Here is a 16,156-nt window from a genome sequence, read left to right on the forward strand (position 1 = left end):
TTATTTGTCTAAGGCTTCGCGCCAAACTGCTTCATAGGCTTGAACCATTTTGGGCAGACTGAAATTATCCAATACCCGTTGACGGCATTGCCGCTTAAACTGAGCGGCTTCAGCACCGGTTAAAAACGTCAGTGCTTGATCAATGCCTTGCGCTAGGGCAGCCGCATCCTGTGGTGGCACGACCCAACCTACCTCACCCACAATAAAGGCGGCATCGCCTACATTGGTGACCACATTTGGCACTTCACAAGCCATGGCTTCGGCCACCACATTGGGAAAGCCCTCGGCCAAGCTCGCTAATACATGCAGATCTAAAATAGGCATTAAGGCAGGCACATCGTCCCGCCGCCCGAGTAGCAACACCTGCTGCCCCACCACTAATTGGGCCTCGGCCAAGAGCGCCATAAGCTCTGCATTACTGCTATCCAAGCCCTCACCGATAAGCAATAATTTAAGACCTGGGCGCTGTGCTTGCAAGCGTGCCATCGCTTGAATCAAATTGGCATGATTTTTTAATGGATTCCAACGAGCCACAAAGCCGATCACCTCATCCTCAATGGCCAGACCCAACTGCTCTCGCATCGCCTTTGTATGCGCAGGGCTTGCGGGCTGCCAACGACTAAGATCATAGCCATTAGGAATCACACGAATTTTAGCAGCTTGGTAACCCCAGGCACGATGCCGCTGTGCTGCCAACTCGGCACAGAACACAATCAAACGGGGAATCAAATACGAAGTCCAAGCAAAATAGCGGGCTAAAATATAGGAGGAACGGCTACTGCTGGCTAGATTATCGCCGGAGTTACGCACCCCCCAAAGCACCGTCCTAATACCGGCCAAACGCGCTGCCAAACCGCCCACCATATCGGCATGGTACATCCAGCATTGCACCACATCGGGGGCTAATTGCTTTAAGGTCTTGCGTAGGCGCATAAAATCGCCGATGGACATTTTGCCGGGTGGCATGTTTAAGCAATGCAATTCAATACCCGCTGCCCGCAGTGCCGGACCAATCACCCCCTCATCCTGCATACTAAGCACACAATGCTGGTCTTTTTTAGCATGAGTCACCAAGCGCTGCAGCACCGTTTCTGCGCCACCATGGCCTAAACCACTGATTAAATGCAACACCTTTAAACCGTTAGGCGCTGAGCTTTGGGCAGTCACACTGGACTTAATCCCTAAGGTTTGAAACAAGGCCTCCCAATGCTGCAAAATGCGTTCGGTGGCGTATTCTTTGAGCACATAGGCTTGACCCTCTGCCGCCAAACGTTGCCTAAGCGCATCATTGGCCAGCAACTGTCTTAAGGCATCAATAAATGCCGCCTGCGTGCTGTGATCATAGTGCCCTGCACTGTTCTTGGAGAATGGCACTAATAGGGCCAAGTTACCCCCTTGGCTAACTTCGGCTGGACCATAGGGGCAATCAATGGCAATCGAGGCTAAGCCATTCGCCATGGCCTCTAATAACACATTAGGAAAGCCTTCACGCTCAGAAGTCATCACAAAGGCATCAGCAGCACGCATACATTGCCAAGGCGTGTTGGTCGCTCCCTTTAATAGCACTTGATTTGATAAGCCTAGCTCATCAATCTGTGCTTGCAAGGATTCCGCTAAGGGACCTGAGCCATAAATATGTAATTGCCAATCGGTGAAATCCTTGGCCACTGCCGCAAAGCAATTGATTAAAAAAGCGTATTGCTTAATGGGCACCAAGCGCCCCATCGCCAATAATACCTTAGGCGGCGACTGACTTGCTTCTGGCCTTGCTTGAGTGCTCGCGCTTGTACGTAATTCCGCCACCAAAGCATCAGATAGCGGATTAGCAATGGTCGGCACCTGCTTAATAGCGGGATTTAACGCTGCATAATCGCTAGCGGCAGCCTGCGTTTGTAGCATCACCGCAGCCGCTTTGGGATAAAGCACTTTTCTAAGCTTTCTCAATATCAGTGGCAAATGGCTTTCTGATAAGGGATCGGTGCGCTCACAAACAATGACCGGCTGTGTTAGGCCGAGCGTTGCTAGCAGCGCCGTGACATTGACATTTGTTAAAAAAGAAACGACCACATCCGCTTGCCATTGTTTAAGTAAACGACGCAGCACCAAGGGTTTAAACAGACGAGCCAAAAGTTTGGATCGAGGTAGGTCTTGGGCCAGCCAATGCAAATCAATACGCTCATCAAGGGGGTAAAAAGACTGACCGGTGCCTTGCGCAAAACAAGGCACAATTCGTACCTCATGACCTAGACGCACCCAATTATTCGCCAAGGTGGCCACCACCCGTTCGGCACCACCGGCATTCATTGAGCTGATCAGTATAAGGATTTTTCTGCCGCTTGCTGCGGCCTCAAGTGGCTGCATTGGATGGCCTTTTAGCGTTTATTTTGTAAAACGTCTTGGAAGAGCTTATGCCACATACCGCTAATGCGGCGCATACTATAGCGGTCACGCATATCTACCGCACGCCGAGCATAATCCTCCATGCGTTGAGGGTCTCGAATCAAGCTGACAATGCTGTCTTTTAGTGCATCAACGGACTCAGTTTGCGACACCAAATAGCCGTCAATATCATGCCGAATTAACTCGCGTGGGCCAACATCACAATCATAAGCCACGCAAGGCAAACCACAGGACATCGCCTCTTGTAGACTATTTGATAAACCCTCGGAGCGCGAGCTCAGCACAAATAAATCAGCTTGACTATACCACCACTGCATATTACCAACACGCCCTACTAAAAAGACACGTTGTTGCAGACCAGCACGCTCAATTTGTTGCGCTAAACTATCACGCTCTGGCCCCTCTCCTAAAATCAATAAATCCCACTGAGGATAGGCATCGGCAAACTTAGCAAAGCTTTTAATCAATAAATCAAAGCCTTTGACGGGCTGCAGCCTACCGACGGCTAAGAGCCATTTTTTACCCTCCCCCTTGGGTATTTGCACTCTAGGCTCATGCTGCTCCAGAGGCCATTGCACCGCATTTGGAATTACGCAAAAGGAGGCTTTGGGAATCTCTTTTTTTAAATAATCGGCAGTCGCTTGGGTTAAGGTAACAACGCGCGCAGCTTTAGGATAAAAAAATCGTCTGAGACGCTGCCAATGCTTTGACAGCTTTTGAAAAGGTGGATAAGCATGCTCCGTCACAATCACCTGACAAGGTAAGCCCATCGCTGCTATCACCGAAAAAATCGATGCGGATGTCATAAAAGACACCAACAGATCTGGACGATAACGCTTAAGCTCACGACGTAAGCGTCGAATCTGCGTCAAATGCGCAAACAAACCAGTCCTACCGAAAGTATCTAAACTGACGCGCTGCACGCGCGCATCCAATGGGTAAACATCGGTGGCGGGATCTGCTTGCGTCAATACAATCACTTCATAGCCATCGTACGCCCAACGCCTAGCCAACTCAACAGCGACACGCTCCGCTCCCCCACCACGCAACGAGGGAATATATAGAAGAATGCGACTATGTAATTGATTCCTTAACATACAACCTATTGAAACTTAAGCACGCTCATCGTAATTTTAAGAAATTTGTCCCAGCTTGGCTATCACAATACCGATCCGTTTCAGATTTTCACAAATCCGGGCTTAATCACCGTCACTGCCACAAAATAACAGCAAAAAGATAGTAAATACATCATGGCTGTGGCTAACATAATACCCTCAGCACCCATGATAGGCGCTAAGTAGAAACTTAATACCGCTTTAAGTGCGAAATTTGCCACGGCGATGGCTGCCATCAAGGTATAGCGATTTTGACTGGCCATCAATTGAACTAAAATCAACACACCAAAATAAAACGGGAGTTGTAATAAGCCATAACGCATGACGGAAGTGACTGTAGCAGTATTGTCCGCACTAAAGGCGCCACGTTGAAAGAGTAATTGCACCAAGTAAGGACTCAATAACCACAGCACTAGCACCGCCAACACGCCAAGCCCCATCATCCCTAAGGCCCATTTTAGGGCCATTGAACGCGCTTTGGCATACTCACCTTGTGCCTGTACATCGGCCAACACCGGCAAGGCGGCACGCCCCACAGAAGCTGCCCCCAAGCCAATAATTAACGATAGCACCCGTGCCGCATAACCCAAAGTGGCATTCGCATTATCACCGAGTTTTGCCGCAATCATTTGATCCAAGGGTCCCACAAAGCTCATGGCGACCTGCCCGATTAACATCACACCGGCAGCACTGATCACCGCCGCCCAATACGGTGACGATAGACTAATCGAGGGCTTAAACCAAGCGCGATGCGGTTCAGCCCGCGCGGCTAATATTTGTAAAACGAATGCCTGCACCAGATAGCCTAATAAGGTGCCCCATAACAGAGGCACCACTGAGGTATCACCTGGACTCAGTAAAATCCACAATAAAATAAAGAGCGCAGGCAAACTATCTAACAAGGTATTAATATGTTTTTCACGCGCTCTTAAGCGGGACATACTGAGACCAATCAGCAGAATCAGAATCACCGTGGGGGCAAAGCCATAAATCATACGTTGACTCAAGGCCTTGGTCTCCGCACTAAAGCCCTCGGCCGCGTGCGTTAGCACCCATGGCCATAAGTAAAAGGTCAAGCCGCTTAGCAACACCCCGAGCAGCAATAAGATGCCCTCACATTGGGAAATAAAGCGATGCTGCTCTGCTTCAACATCATGCCGCAACTTCACAAAGCTAGGAATTAGCACCATCGAAAAAACGCCCACCAAGGTGCTCGGCAACCAGGTACTCATGGTCATGGTGAACTGGTAGGCATCGACCACATCACTCACCCCATAGCGATTTGCCACCGCCATTTCTTTGAGCGCACCCGCTATTTTCCCGATAAACAAGAAAAAAGCCACCCGCAAAGCGCCTTTGGCAATTCGCAGGTGGTCTCCGTCCAGAGCTTTAAGACGCTTAGACAACACGACTTACTTCAGAAAATTGATATACCACGGCATAGCCTCAGCCAAGCCCTCTCGAATACTATGCGTTGGCTGATAACCCAGTTGCTGAGTGATTTTAGAGATATCGGCTTGGGAATGTCGCACATCACCTGCTCTAAAGTCCTGGTGAATAGGCGCTTGCTCATAAGCAATGCCATTTTCCTGCAACAGCTCCTGTAAAAAGCCAAAAAGCTCATTGAGTGAGGTACGGTGATTTAGGGCCACGTTATACACTTCAAAACCAGAGTCTGGCATCTGCAAGGAGCTGAGAATATTTGCCTGCACCGTATTATCGATATAGCAAAAGTCGCGACTGGTTTCGCCATCGCCATTAATCACCACTGGCTCACCGTGGATCATCGCCGCCGTCCACTTAGGAATCACGGCCGCATATGCGCCGTCCGGCGTTTGACGCTTACCAAAGACGTTAAAATAACGCAAACCAATGGATTTAAAACCATAACTCATGGCAAAAACACGGGCGTATAATTCATTGACATACTTAGTCACCGCATAAGGCGACAAGGGATTACCAATGATCGGCTCCTGCTTAGGGAGCGCCGGATGATCACCATAGGTCGAGCTAGAGGCTGCAAAAACAAAGGACTGTACCCCCTCATCACGCGCCGCCACCATCATATTTAAGGCACCGTCAATATTGACCGCATTGCTTGTGAGCGGGTCATTTAAGGAGCGCGGCACCGAGCCTAAGGCTGCCTGATGAGAGACATAATCCACGCCCTTGACCGCTTCACGACACCTCGCTAAATCACGTATATCGCCCTCAATAAAGCGAAAACCCGCCCACTGTTCAGGCGTCACCTGAGCTTGCACTTCATCAAGATTATGCTGAAAGCCGGTGGAAAAATTATCCAGACCCACGACTTTTTGCTGATGCTTTAATAAAAACTCCAATAGATTGGAGCCGATAAAACCAGCACAACCCGTAACCAACCATGTTTTGGGTTGGGCTAGGAGTTGTTGCTTGACTGCTTCAAATTTAGTACTCATAACGATGTTAAAAATAAATTAAGCAAACCCACAAAGACTACAGACGCAAATCAGTCTCAGACTCATCAAAGAGATATTTGAGATCGTACAGTACATGCTCAGGTTTACCAGTAGCGTGGATTTTAGCTGCCCCCATCGCTTTAAATTGATGATGCCCCACCGCCAGTATGATCGCATCATACACGCCCTCTGCTAGGCTTTGAATGGGTTTAATACCGTATTCACGCTCACACTCTTCTGGATCTACCCATGGATCATAGACATCAACGTTAATATTGTATTCGGCCAGTTCATGAATAATATCCACTACCCGTGTGTTACGCAGATCCGGGCAATTTTCCTTAAAAGTCAAACCCATGACTAAGACGCGAGAATCTTGCACCTGAATTCGCTTTTTTGTCATGGCTTTAATCAGCTGAGCCACAACATAGGTACCCATGCTGTCATTTAAACGACGACCCGCCAACACAATCTCGGGATGATAACCAATAGACTGCGCTTTATGGGTTAAATAATAGGGGTCCACACCAATACAATGACCACCCACCAAACCCGGACGGAATGGCAAGAAGTTCCACTTGGTGCCGGCAGCTTTTAGCACGGCTTCCGTATCAATGCCCATACGATTAAAAATGATCGCTAATTCATTAATTAAGGCAATATTGACATCACGTTGTGTGTTCTCAATCACTTTGGCCGCTTCAGCCACCTTAATACTCGGTGCCTGATGCGTACCGGCGGTGATAATTTGCTGATACAACTGATCAACTAAGGCTGCCACCTCGGGCGTAGAGCCTGAAGTCACCTTCACAATATTGCTAACGCGACGCTCCTTATCACCTGGATTAATACGCTCTGGACTATAGCCGGCAAAAAAATCCTGATTAAACTTAAGACCAGAAAACTGCTCTAGCACTGGCACACAATCATCCTCAGTCGCCCCGGGGTAAACCGTGGATTCATAAATCACAATATCACCCCGCTGCAAGACCTTAGCCAACATCTCCGAGGCCTTAATTAAGGGGGTCAAATCAGGACGCTTATACGCATCAATCGGTGTTGGTACCGTCACAATATATACATTGGCCTCGCGTAATTCCTCAGGATCGTGGGCATAACGCAAATGCGTTGCTGCTGCCAAATCCTCGGACCCGACTTCAAGCGTATGATCATGACCGCCTTGTAATTCCTCAACGCGCTGACGGTTAATATCAAAACCAATCACCGAACGCTTTTTACCAAACTCCACGGCCAGTGGCAAACCCACATAGCCTAGACCAATCACTGCAAGTTTAATATCTTCCAACTTCAAGGCAAACTCCTAACAACACAATAATACATATCATTTATCTGCGACTAAACACAGAGGGTAATAACAACCAACGCGGACAACGCCAGTTCACTAAACGCGAGTACAGCCACAAATATAGCACTGAGAACACAAACATAGACAAGCATAGGAACCATGCCTGATCCCAGAAAATCGTGGCGGGTACTAAACCAATCAAACACAGTACCCACAAATAAGGTGAGGTTAAGGCATTACATAAGGCCGGTACACTGTCGCGACTATCACGACTGAAGGTCACTCTCACTAAGCGGCGGAAAATTAATTGATGTAAATGCAAGGCATCCGGCTGATCTACCCGCACTTTACGGATAAAGCGACGACGCCAAATCGAAAACATGGTTTCAAAAACCGGATAAAACAGCACCGCAATGGCATAAAAAGGTGATACCGAAGGATTGCGCGCTACTAATTGCACCGCCAACTCAGCCAACATAAAGCCGATAAAATAAGCGCCACCATCGCCTAAAAACACGCGCCCGAAGGGAAAATTCCACACCAAAAAGCCCATCACCGCAGAAGCCATGGCTAAAGCGATGACAAAAATTGCCGTGTCATTGACCTGATAGGCTACTAAGGCCAGTGAAATGGCAATTAAGCAAGAGACCATGCCGGCAAGACCATTCATCCCATCAATTAAATTCATGGCATGGGTACAGCCACCGACCGCTACCATAGTAAAGAGTAAAGATACCGGCCAAAAACTAAGCACCCAATCAAGCCATTCAAAGCCTACACGGGAGACGCCACCAAAAAACCACCAGGCAATGGCAGCCGATGCAAAGGCTGCTAATAAACGCTTACCCGCACCGATGTCCTTGGTAATATCCTCTAAAATGCCTGCCACAAACACCGGCATGGCAGCCACAAATAGCGCTGGCCAAAACCAATTGAGCGTAGTATTGTCCGGCCTCCCTAAAACCAACAAGCCCGCCAAGGTCCCCGCGAACACGGCTAAGCCACCAATACGCGGCGTGGACCGTACATGCGAGGCCTGTGGCTTATTCAGATCAGAGTCACCAGTAAAGCGCCCATGCCAACGCTCGGAGGCGATAATCAAACCGCCCACCGAAAAAGCCACAATACAAATCAAAAGATATTGCCAAGCTTCTGTCACTACGTTCTACTATAAAAAGAATGAATTAGTTGAAAAAGGCACTTAAGTAAGTCATTTGCACTGACGCCCACTTAATGCCTCTACCCTGTGTGCTGCAAGTCTAACAGCTGAGGGAGTATTAAGGTATTAAAAGATATTGTAATTTGCAACAACGATGAATTGTTATTTATTGGACATGTTCAGCCATTGTTGATAAAAACAGACGTTTGGTCAGCCGTCCTTACATCGACTGAGCATTAGGGCAGCAAATTTTTTGCAAAAAAAACCCGGAATCAAAAGATTCCGGGCAAATCCACCAAAGGAGGAGGGTGGAGGAGACATCTGCATAAACTAAAGTCTGAGTTAGTAAGGAGAAAACTAATCAAACTCCAGTTTAAATCACTGCGAGCTATAGGACAAACCCTAATAACCCGACAACAATTAAATATTAACAAAGTTTTTGTTGCGTTGCAAGAAAAAACTAATGAAAACCCTAGGTGCACGATGTGATTGTTGTATTTTTGACATTTTTCAAAAAAACTTCAATACACTAACATGCCCATACACTGTGGCCACTAATTTTTAGCCCTGTTTTAGCCATCAAATAACCCATTAGCGCTACTAAAACGGCATAATGTTAGATACGATTGAATCTTAAGAATAGCTATAAGGAAATCAGATTATGCAATGCTCTGTCGAATGGAATGGTCCCGAGGGTATGTTATTTGTTTGCCAAACCGGTAGTGGTCATACCTTAACCGTGGATGGACCGCCCGAGGGTGGCGGTAATAATCTGGCCCCTCGTCCCATGGAAACCTTGCTAAGCGGCGCTGGTGCCTGCTCAGCTTATGATGTGGTGATGATTTTACAACGCAGCCGCAAGGATATTCGCCGTTGTCGTTTAAATATCACCTCGGAACGTGCTGAAACAGACCCCAAGGTATTTACCAAAATTCACTTCGAATTTATCGTCAGCGGTCGCGACTTACAAGACAAAGTAGTCGAACGCGCCATTAACCTAAGCCATGAAAAGTATTGTTCCGCCGTGGCCATGCTAAATAAAACCGCTGAAATTACACATTCCTATCGGATTGAGGAAGTTTAAGTAATGAGTTCACAGGATATTTTCACTAGCAATCAGGCAGCTCGCTCTGATCAGTATGAGCAAATGATGCGCTTTGTCTTTGACCATGGTGTTGACAAGTCGGATCGCACAGGCACCGGCACACGCTCACATTTTGGCTATCAGATGCGCTTTGATTTACAACAGGGCTTTCCGCTCGTTACTACAAAAAAAATCCACTTGCGCAGCGTGATTTATGAATTACTATGGTTTTTACGTGGTGATTCTAATATTCGTTGGTTACAGGAGCATGGGGTAACGATTTGGGATGAATGGGCTGATGCAGCGGGGGAATTGGGTCCCGTTTATGGAGTCCAATGGCGCAGTTGGCCAACACCAGACGGTGGCAGCATCGATCAAATTGCACAGTTAATGGCGCAGCTCAAAAGCAATCCTGACTCACGCCGTCATATTGTGGCGGCATGGAACGTGGCAAATATCGATGAGATGAAGTTACCGCCCTGTCACTGCTTATTTCAATTCTATGTGGCAGAAGGCAAGCTGTCTTGTCAACTGTATCAACGCAGCGCCGATATTTTCCTAGGCGTGCCTTTTAATATTGCGAGCTACTCACTACTCACCCATATGATTGCTCAGCAATGTGGCTTAGAGGTCGGTGAATTTATCTGGACTGGGGGCGATACCCATATTTACTCCAACCATTTTGAGCAGGTCAAGGAGCAATTATCGCGTGAACCCTACCCCTACCCTCAATTAAAGATTTTGCGCAAACCTGACTCAATTTTCGAGTATCGCTTTGAAGATTTTGAGTTTGAAAACTATCAGCACCATCCACATATCAAGGCGCCAGTGGCGGTATAAAATAGCGCTTTACAAAGGAATTAAGCATGTCAAGTATTAATATTATTGTGGCTTATTCAAAAAATAATATCATTGGTCTGCAGGGACAAATGCCTTGGCACATCCCTGCGGATTTAGCCTATTTTAAAAAGACCACCATGGGTGCGCCGATTATTATGGGCCGCATCACCTGGGAGTCCTTAGGGCGCCCCCTTCCAGGGCGTTTGAATATTGTGATTAGCCGTGATGCCAGCTATATCGCCGAAGGCGCTGAACTCGTTGCTGATCTCGACGCTGCCATTGCCCTAGCCAAAGAAAAAGCACCAGCGCAGGATATTTTTATTATCGGCGGTGGGCAGATTTATGCCGAAGCGCTGGCAGCTGATGTGGTCAATAAAGTCTATGCCACTGAAATTCACAATAAGATTGAGGGTGATACCGTCTTTCCAGCACTAGATAAAAACACCTGGAAGGAAGTTAGCCGTAGCCCCCAACCTATTGACAATAATTATGATTTTGATTTTGTGGTGTATGAGCGTGTGTGATTTTAATTAGGAGGGATGGTTAAAAATGAGCAGATTTTCTTGGCAAATACCTGAGTATTACAATATTGCTGTCGACACGTGTGATAAATGGGCCGACGGTAGTGGACGATTAGCACTAATAGAAGAAGTTGCTGGTGAGACCAAGCACTACAGTTTTGATCAACTGCGTGATTTTTCTAATCAATTTGCCAATGCACTTAAAGCGGCTGGCGTAAAAAAAGGCGATCGTGTTGGTATTTTATTAACTCAGGGTTTGGCAACCGGCATTGCTCATTTAGCGACTTATAAGTTAGGTGCTATTGCCGTTCCGCTATTTGCTTTGTTCGGCTTGGATGCGCTTAGTTTTAGAATCGCTCATGCCGGAATTACTACCCTAATTACCGATCAGGGCGGCTTAGATAAAATCAATACGATACGTAGTGAAATTCCTTGTTTAAAAAATATTTTTAATATCAATCAAGAGTATAGCGATGAAAAGGCTCTTTCGTTCTGGTCTGAGCTTAATGCTCAACCACTAACTTTTGAAGTCGCAAATACCCTCGCCGAAGATCCTGCTATCATTATTTTCACTTCAGGCACTACCGGTAAACCAAAGGGTGCCTGCCATGCACACAGGGTGTTACTCGGTCATTTACCTGGCGTTGAAACTTCCCACAACAATGAGATGGATAGTGATGATACCATTTTCTGGACACCCGCAGACTGGGCTTGGATTGGTGGACTATTAGATTTGCTTTTGCCGGCATGGCATCACGGACGCCCTGTAGTTGCCTCTCGCGCCTCTAAATTCAACGCAGAAGATGCTTTTAGTTTAATGAACAAACATCAAATCACCCATACTTTTTTACCACCAACTGCGCTTAAAATGCTGCGATTTTTAGAAAAACCACAGCAAAGGTGGTCACAATTAAAGTTACGTTCAATCGCTAGTGGTGGTGAAACACTCGGGAAAGAACTACTTGACTGGGGCCGAGACAATTTAAATCTCATAATCAATGAGTTTTATGGTCAAACCGAGTGCAATATGATTGTTTCTAGTTGTGCGAAAAAGTTTGCCCCTAAGTCCGGCAGTATGGGTAAAGCTGTACCCGGCCATCATGTTACGATTATCAACTCCGCAGGTGAGCCCGTCGCTGCGGGTGAAGAAGGTGATATTGCTGTCTTAAAACCTGACCCAGTGATGTTCCTCTACTATTGGAACGACCCTGAAGCCACTAAGCAAAAATTTAATGGTGAATATCTACTCACCGGCGATCGTGGCGTGATGGATGAAGACTCTTATTTCTTTTTTATAGGGCGCGATGATGATGTAATTACTAGCGCTGGATACCGTATCGGCCCTGGTCCAATTGAAGACGGACTACTAAGTCACCCTGCTATCAGTATGGCGGCGGTTATCGGTATCCCGGATCCAGATCGCACAGAGATTGTCACAGCATTTGTTGTACTAAAAGAAGGCTATGTAGCAAGCGAGCAGCTTAAAAAGGATTTACAGGACCACGTACGTACTCGGGTCGCAGCACACGAATATCCGCGACAAATTCATTTTTTGGATGAACTGCCAATGACGACTACGGGCAAAATCATCCGTAAAGAATTACGTAATTTAAAAGCATAGTCCTAACTATCTTTTTCTAATCTGGCAAAAATAGCGGCGAGCTCAGCCGCAGCTAAATGCATATCATCTAAATAGCTGAGCAGTTCATCCATTGATTTTCTGACAGTGGGTGCATGAGTAAAAATCGTTGCGAAGGGTGTTTTATCACCATTAGGTACAGGTACAGAGCATGCCACCATACCAGGGATAAACTCTTCATTATCCACCCCATAGCCATTTTTATTCGTGTGTTTCAGACAGTTAATCAGTTCATCCTTATCGATAATTGTGTTTTTTGTCAAAACACGTATTGGCATACTATCAATAATTTTTTTTTGCTGTGCTACCGACATATAGGACAAAAGCAGCTTACCACTAGCACTAGCCCATATTGGTATTCGATGACCCTCAGGTATATTAATTTGCAAAGGCCAATTGGATAACACCCTATCCATATAAACAATCTCTAAATCCTGGATAAATGCAATCCCCACCGTTTCCTGAATTTTATTGCTGAGTTTTTGCAAAACAGCTTGACGCTCTGTTTTATAAATAAAATTACTTTTTAGTAAACTCATCATCAACTTATGAGTTCGATGACCACAAATCACCCCACCTTGCACATCTAAGGTTAAAAAACCTTCTTCTTGTAATTGATTGACAAGGCGGTGAATACTGGGTTTAGGAATATCCAATTCTAAAGCAAGTTCGGCCGGGCTGACTGGACGAGGAGCCTCAGCAACCATCTCTATAATCTGCATTACCCGTTCAACACTAGAACCCTTTTTTCTTTTCACCGAGGCGACCCCTTGCATCAACGCTGTCGTTAAAAACCTAGAATAACCCCTAGATCTATTCCTAACATAATTACCATAAAATACAATTATAACGATACAAATCGTATCACTATAAAAAATAAAAACCAACCAAATTTAATATCTTACTCTATCCTTTAGGAGACTAAGTATGGCTAATACCATTATCCTGCCGCGTATTATGGAAGTAGGCAAAAACGCTTGTGAGAGATTACCTGCAATTATGGAATCCCTTGGAGTTTCGAAGCCTTTGATTGTAACAGACAAGATGATGGTACAACTTGGCTACGTTAAAAGAATACAAACCGTTTTGGATGCTCAACAATTTACTACCGAAGTCTTTGACGACACCATCCCAGAGCCAACTGACACCTCAATTATGGGTGGTGTTAACATATTAAAAAACGGTGATTTTGACTGCCTGATTGCCTTGGGCGGCGGTAGCCCCATAGACAGCGCCAAAGCAATCGGCATTTTAGGAAAGTTCGGGGGCGTGATAGGTGACTACAAATTTCCACGCATAGTAAACGAAGAAAATCTGCCTATTATTGCTATTCCAACCACAGCGGGCACTGGATCTGAAGCGACAAAGTTCACAATTATCACAGATGAAGCAAACAATGAGAAGTTGCTTTGCGTTGGCATTGCATTTATGCCGATTGCCACAATTATTGATTACAGCTTAACACTCAGTGTACCACCACGTACAACAGCCGACACAGGTATTGACGCAATGTGCCATGCGATTGAGGCATATGTCAGTCAAAAACGTAATGCCTTTAGCGATCAGCAATGTCTTGCCGCTTTGCGCTTAATTGGCCCCAATATTAAAAGAGCCTATCACAATGGTAATGATGAACAAGCGCGTGAAAAAATGATGTTAGGTTCAACCCTAGCTGGTATTGCCTTCAGCAATTCATCCGTAGCTTTAGTGCATGGTATGAGTCGTCCTATTGGTGCTTTTTTTCATGTACCTCATGGACTTTCTAATGCAATGTTACTCCCCTCAGTCACTGAGTTCTCAATACCATTGGCCGCAACACGTTATGCAGAATGTGCCTTGGCTTTAGGTGTTGCCAATGAGGACGATGGAGTTGCTCAAGCCAATGCAAAACTAATTGAATTTCTGAAGGATTTAAATCAAGAACTACAAGTGCCCACCTTAGCTGAGTTCGGCGTAGAAAAAACAAAGTTTGATTGCGTAGTAGAAACAATGGTTGAACAGGCTTTTGCATCAGGTTCGCCTAATAACAACCCACGCATACCATCCAAAGAGGAAATGCTGAACTTATACCATGGACTATGGTAAGCGGTTCCAATGACTTATAAATACTTAATGTAATCAAGGAGAAGTCAATGCAAAAAGTAGGTCATTATATAAACGGCCAAGTAATAACTGATGGTGAGAGAAGCCAGCCAGTATATAACCCGGCAAAAGGGATTATCAGCAGAGAAGTTCTGCTTGGCAATACTAAAACTATTGATCAAGCTGTAGCAGCCGCTAAAGTTGCTTTTCCAACGTGGAGCAAAACCACGCCCATACAAAGAGCGCGTATCATGTTTAAGTATAAGGAACTTCTTGAGCATCACGCAGATGAAATTTGTCATTTAATCGGCGAGGAACACGGAAAAATTGTCCATGACGCTCGCGGCGAATTACAGCGCGCTATTGAAAACGTTGAGTTTGCTTGCGGCATCCCTGAACTACTTAAGGGTGAGCACAGCCGCAATGTAGGTTCTGAAATTGATTCTTGGAGTCAATTCCACCCGCTCGGTGTTGTTGCTGGCATCACACCATTTAACTTCCCGGTGATGGTTCCACTATGGATGTTCCCACTAGCAATTGCTTGCGGCAATACTTTCGTTTTAAAACCATCTGAACGAGATCCAAGTGCCACCCTATTTGTTGTTGAGTTAATGAAAAAGGCTGGACTACCTGACGGTGTACTTAACTTAGTCAACGGTAGCAAAGAAACGGTTGATGCTTTACTAGAACATAGAGATGTAGAGGCTATCAGCTTTGTAGGCTCCACACCCATCGCCGAATATATTTACAGTAAAGCTACTGCTCATGGCAAGCGCTGTCAAGCCTTGGGCGGTGCTAAAAACCACGCAATTGTGATGCCTGATGCCGATTTAGACAATGTCGTTAACTCATTATTGGGTGCGGCTTTCGGCTCATCCGGTGAACGTTGTATGGCACTTTCAGTCGCGGTTGCTGTCGGCGACGAAATTGCTGACAAAATGATTGCTCAGTTGAGTGCAGCAATTGAGAAACTGAAAGTCGGCGCCTACCACGACGCTAGCAATGATTTTGGGCCGGTTATCACAGCTGAGCACAAAGACAAAGTTATCGCTCATATACGCAGTTGTGTTGAGCAAGGTGCAACTCTTGTTGTTGACGGCACTGATACCAAGCCTGAAGGGTATGAGAATGGTTTTTTTGTTGGCGCCACGCTTTTGGACCATGTCACTAAAGATATGGATAGCTATAAAGCTGAGATATTTGGTCCCGTATTACAAGTGATACGTGTTAGCTCAATGGAAGAAGCCATGGAACTAATTAATCAGCATGAATACGGAAACGGCACTTGTATTTATACTCGTGACGGTGAAGCAGCTCGATATTTTAGTGACAATATTAAGGTAGGCATGGTTGGTATTAATATCCCCTTGCCAGTACCCGTTGCTTATCAAAGTTTCGGCGGATGGAAACGCTCTTTATTCGGCGATTTATTTATGTACGGGTCAGATGGTGTACGCTTCTTTACTCGTCGTAAAACCATCACACAACGTTGGCCGAGTGCATCAGTTCGTGAAGGGGTTCAGTTTTCAATGCCAACACTGTAGCCTGAACTTAGTCTTAACAATAAAGCAC

Annotated in this window: 13 protein-coding genes; 6 read left to right on the forward strand and 7 right to left on the reverse strand. The window is 45.9% G+C overall.

Annotation, left to right across the window (positions count from 1 at the left end):
- From A3GA_RS11945 to A3GA_RS0102755, 6 genes are all read right to left on the reverse strand, one after another.
- Positions 1 to 2,361 carry a glycosyltransferase gene (locus A3GA_RS11945; RefSeq protein WP_018025853.1) on the reverse strand — a complete coding sequence of 787 codons (2,361 nt, stop codon included), beginning with the start codon at positions 2,359 to 2,361 and terminating at the stop codon, positions 1 to 3.
- An 11-nt stretch (positions 2,362 to 2,372) separates the two neighbouring features.
- A complete protein-coding gene (locus A3GA_RS0102735) occupies positions 2,373 to 3,497 on the reverse strand; it encodes a glycosyltransferase family 4 protein (RefSeq protein ID WP_018025854.1) in 1,125 nt (374 codons plus the stop codon).
- Between the two features lie 80 nt (positions 3,498 to 3,577).
- Positions 3,578 to 4,924 carry a murein biosynthesis integral membrane protein MurJ gene (gene murJ, locus A3GA_RS0102740; RefSeq protein WP_026156771.1) on the reverse strand — a complete coding sequence of 449 codons (1,347 nt, stop codon included), beginning with the start codon at positions 4,922 to 4,924 and terminating at the stop codon, positions 3,578 to 3,580.
- 3 nt (positions 4,925 to 4,927) lie between these two features.
- Positions 4,928 to 5,953 carry an SDR family oxidoreductase gene (locus A3GA_RS0102745; protein ID WP_018025856.1) on the reverse strand — a complete coding sequence of 342 codons (1,026 nt, stop codon included), beginning with the start codon at positions 5,951 to 5,953 and terminating at the stop codon, positions 4,928 to 4,930.
- Between the two features lie 37 nt (positions 5,954 to 5,990).
- A complete protein-coding gene (gene tviB, locus A3GA_RS0102750; RefSeq protein ID WP_018025857.1) occupies positions 5,991 to 7,265 on the reverse strand; it encodes a Vi polysaccharide biosynthesis UDP-N-acetylglucosamine C-6 dehydrogenase TviB in 1,275 nt (424 codons plus the stop codon).
- A gap of 34 nt (positions 7,266 to 7,299) precedes the next feature.
- Positions 7,300 to 8,418: an MraY family glycosyltransferase gene (locus A3GA_RS0102755; protein WP_018025858.1), complete on the reverse strand. Its 1,119-nt coding sequence runs from the start codon at positions 8,416 to 8,418 to the stop codon at positions 7,300 to 7,302.
- A gap of 661 nt (positions 8,419 to 9,079) precedes the next feature.
- Between A3GA_RS0102755 and A3GA_RS0102760 the strand changes: the two genes are divergently transcribed.
- The 4 genes from A3GA_RS0102760 to A3GA_RS0102775 are packed head-to-tail and all read left to right on the forward strand — an operon-like array spanning position 9,080 to position 12,484.
- Positions 9,080 to 9,502, forward strand: a complete 423-nt coding sequence (locus A3GA_RS0102760; RefSeq protein WP_018025859.1) for an OsmC family protein — start codon at positions 9,080 to 9,082, stop codon at positions 9,500 to 9,502.
- Between the two features lie 3 nt (positions 9,503 to 9,505).
- The gene (locus A3GA_RS0102765; protein ID WP_018025860.1) at positions 9,506 to 10,342 is read left to right on the forward strand and encodes a thymidylate synthase; all 837 of its coding nucleotides are present in this window, start codon (positions 9,506 to 9,508) and stop codon (positions 10,340 to 10,342) included.
- Positions 10,343 to 10,368: 26 nt separating this feature from the next.
- Positions 10,369 to 10,866: a dihydrofolate reductase gene (locus tag A3GA_RS0102770; protein ID WP_018025861.1), complete on the forward strand. Its 498-nt coding sequence runs from the start codon at positions 10,369 to 10,371 to the stop codon at positions 10,864 to 10,866.
- 25 nt (positions 10,867 to 10,891) lie between these two features.
- Positions 10,892 to 12,484, forward strand: a complete 1,593-nt coding sequence (locus A3GA_RS0102775; RefSeq protein WP_018025862.1) for an acyl-CoA synthetase — start codon at positions 10,892 to 10,894, stop codon at positions 12,482 to 12,484.
- A gap of 2 nt (positions 12,485 to 12,486) precedes the next feature.
- On the opposite strand, the gene A3GA_RS0102780 is transcribed toward A3GA_RS0102775, so the two are convergent.
- The gene (locus tag A3GA_RS0102780; RefSeq protein ID WP_208854079.1) at positions 12,487 to 13,260 is read right to left on the reverse strand and encodes an IclR family transcriptional regulator; all 774 of its coding nucleotides are present in this window, start codon (positions 13,258 to 13,260) and stop codon (positions 12,487 to 12,489) included.
- A gap of 169 nt (positions 13,261 to 13,429) precedes the next feature.
- Between A3GA_RS0102780 and A3GA_RS0102785 the strand changes: the two genes are divergently transcribed.
- Entirely contained in the window at positions 13,430 to 14,587 is a 1,158-nt protein-coding gene (locus A3GA_RS0102785; protein WP_018025864.1) for an iron-containing alcohol dehydrogenase, read from the forward strand.
- A 47-nt stretch (positions 14,588 to 14,634) separates the two neighbouring features.
- Complete coding sequence (locus A3GA_RS0102790; protein WP_018025865.1) at positions 14,635 to 16,128, forward strand: CoA-acylating methylmalonate-semialdehyde dehydrogenase; 1,494 nt, start codon at positions 14,635 to 14,637, stop codon at positions 16,126 to 16,128.
- The last annotated feature ends 28 nt before the right edge of the window (positions 16,129 to 16,156 follow it).

This window comes from Oligella urethralis DSM 7531 (assembly GCF_000372065.1).
Classification (GTDB): domain Bacteria; phylum Pseudomonadota; class Gammaproteobacteria; order Burkholderiales; family Burkholderiaceae_B; genus Oligella; species Oligella urethralis.

What these genes read in the sequence shown, in the direction of transcription:
- A3GA_RS11945 (WP_018025853.1), bottom strand. Translation starts at nt 2,361, where the DNA reads ATGCAGCCACTTGAGGCCGCAGCAAGCGGCAGAAAAATCCTTATACTG.
- A3GA_RS0102735 (WP_018025854.1), bottom strand. Translation starts at nt 3,497, where the DNA reads ATGTTAAGGAATCAATTACATAGTCGCATTCTTCTATATATTCCCTCG.
- A3GA_RS0102745 (WP_018025856.1), bottom strand. Translation starts at nt 5,953, where the DNA reads ATGAGTACTAAATTTGAAGCAGTCAAGCAACAACTCCTAGCCCAACCC.
- A3GA_RS0102760 (WP_018025859.1), top strand. Translation starts at nt 9,080, where the DNA reads ATGCAATGCTCTGTCGAATGGAATGGTCCCGAGGGTATGTTATTTGTT.
- A3GA_RS0102765 (WP_018025860.1), top strand. Translation starts at nt 9,506, where the DNA reads ATGAGTTCACAGGATATTTTCACTAGCAATCAGGCAGCTCGCTCTGAT.
- A3GA_RS0102770 (WP_018025861.1), top strand. Translation starts at nt 10,369, where the DNA reads ATGTCAAGTATTAATATTATTGTGGCTTATTCAAAAAATAATATCATT.
- A3GA_RS0102775 (WP_018025862.1), top strand. Translation starts at nt 10,892, where the DNA reads ATGAGCAGATTTTCTTGGCAAATACCTGAGTATTACAATATTGCTGTC.
- A3GA_RS0102785 (WP_018025864.1), top strand. Translation starts at nt 13,430, where the DNA reads ATGGCTAATACCATTATCCTGCCGCGTATTATGGAAGTAGGCAAAAAC.
- A3GA_RS0102790 (WP_018025865.1), top strand. Translation starts at nt 14,635, where the DNA reads ATGCAAAAAGTAGGTCATTATATAAACGGCCAAGTAATAACTGATGGT.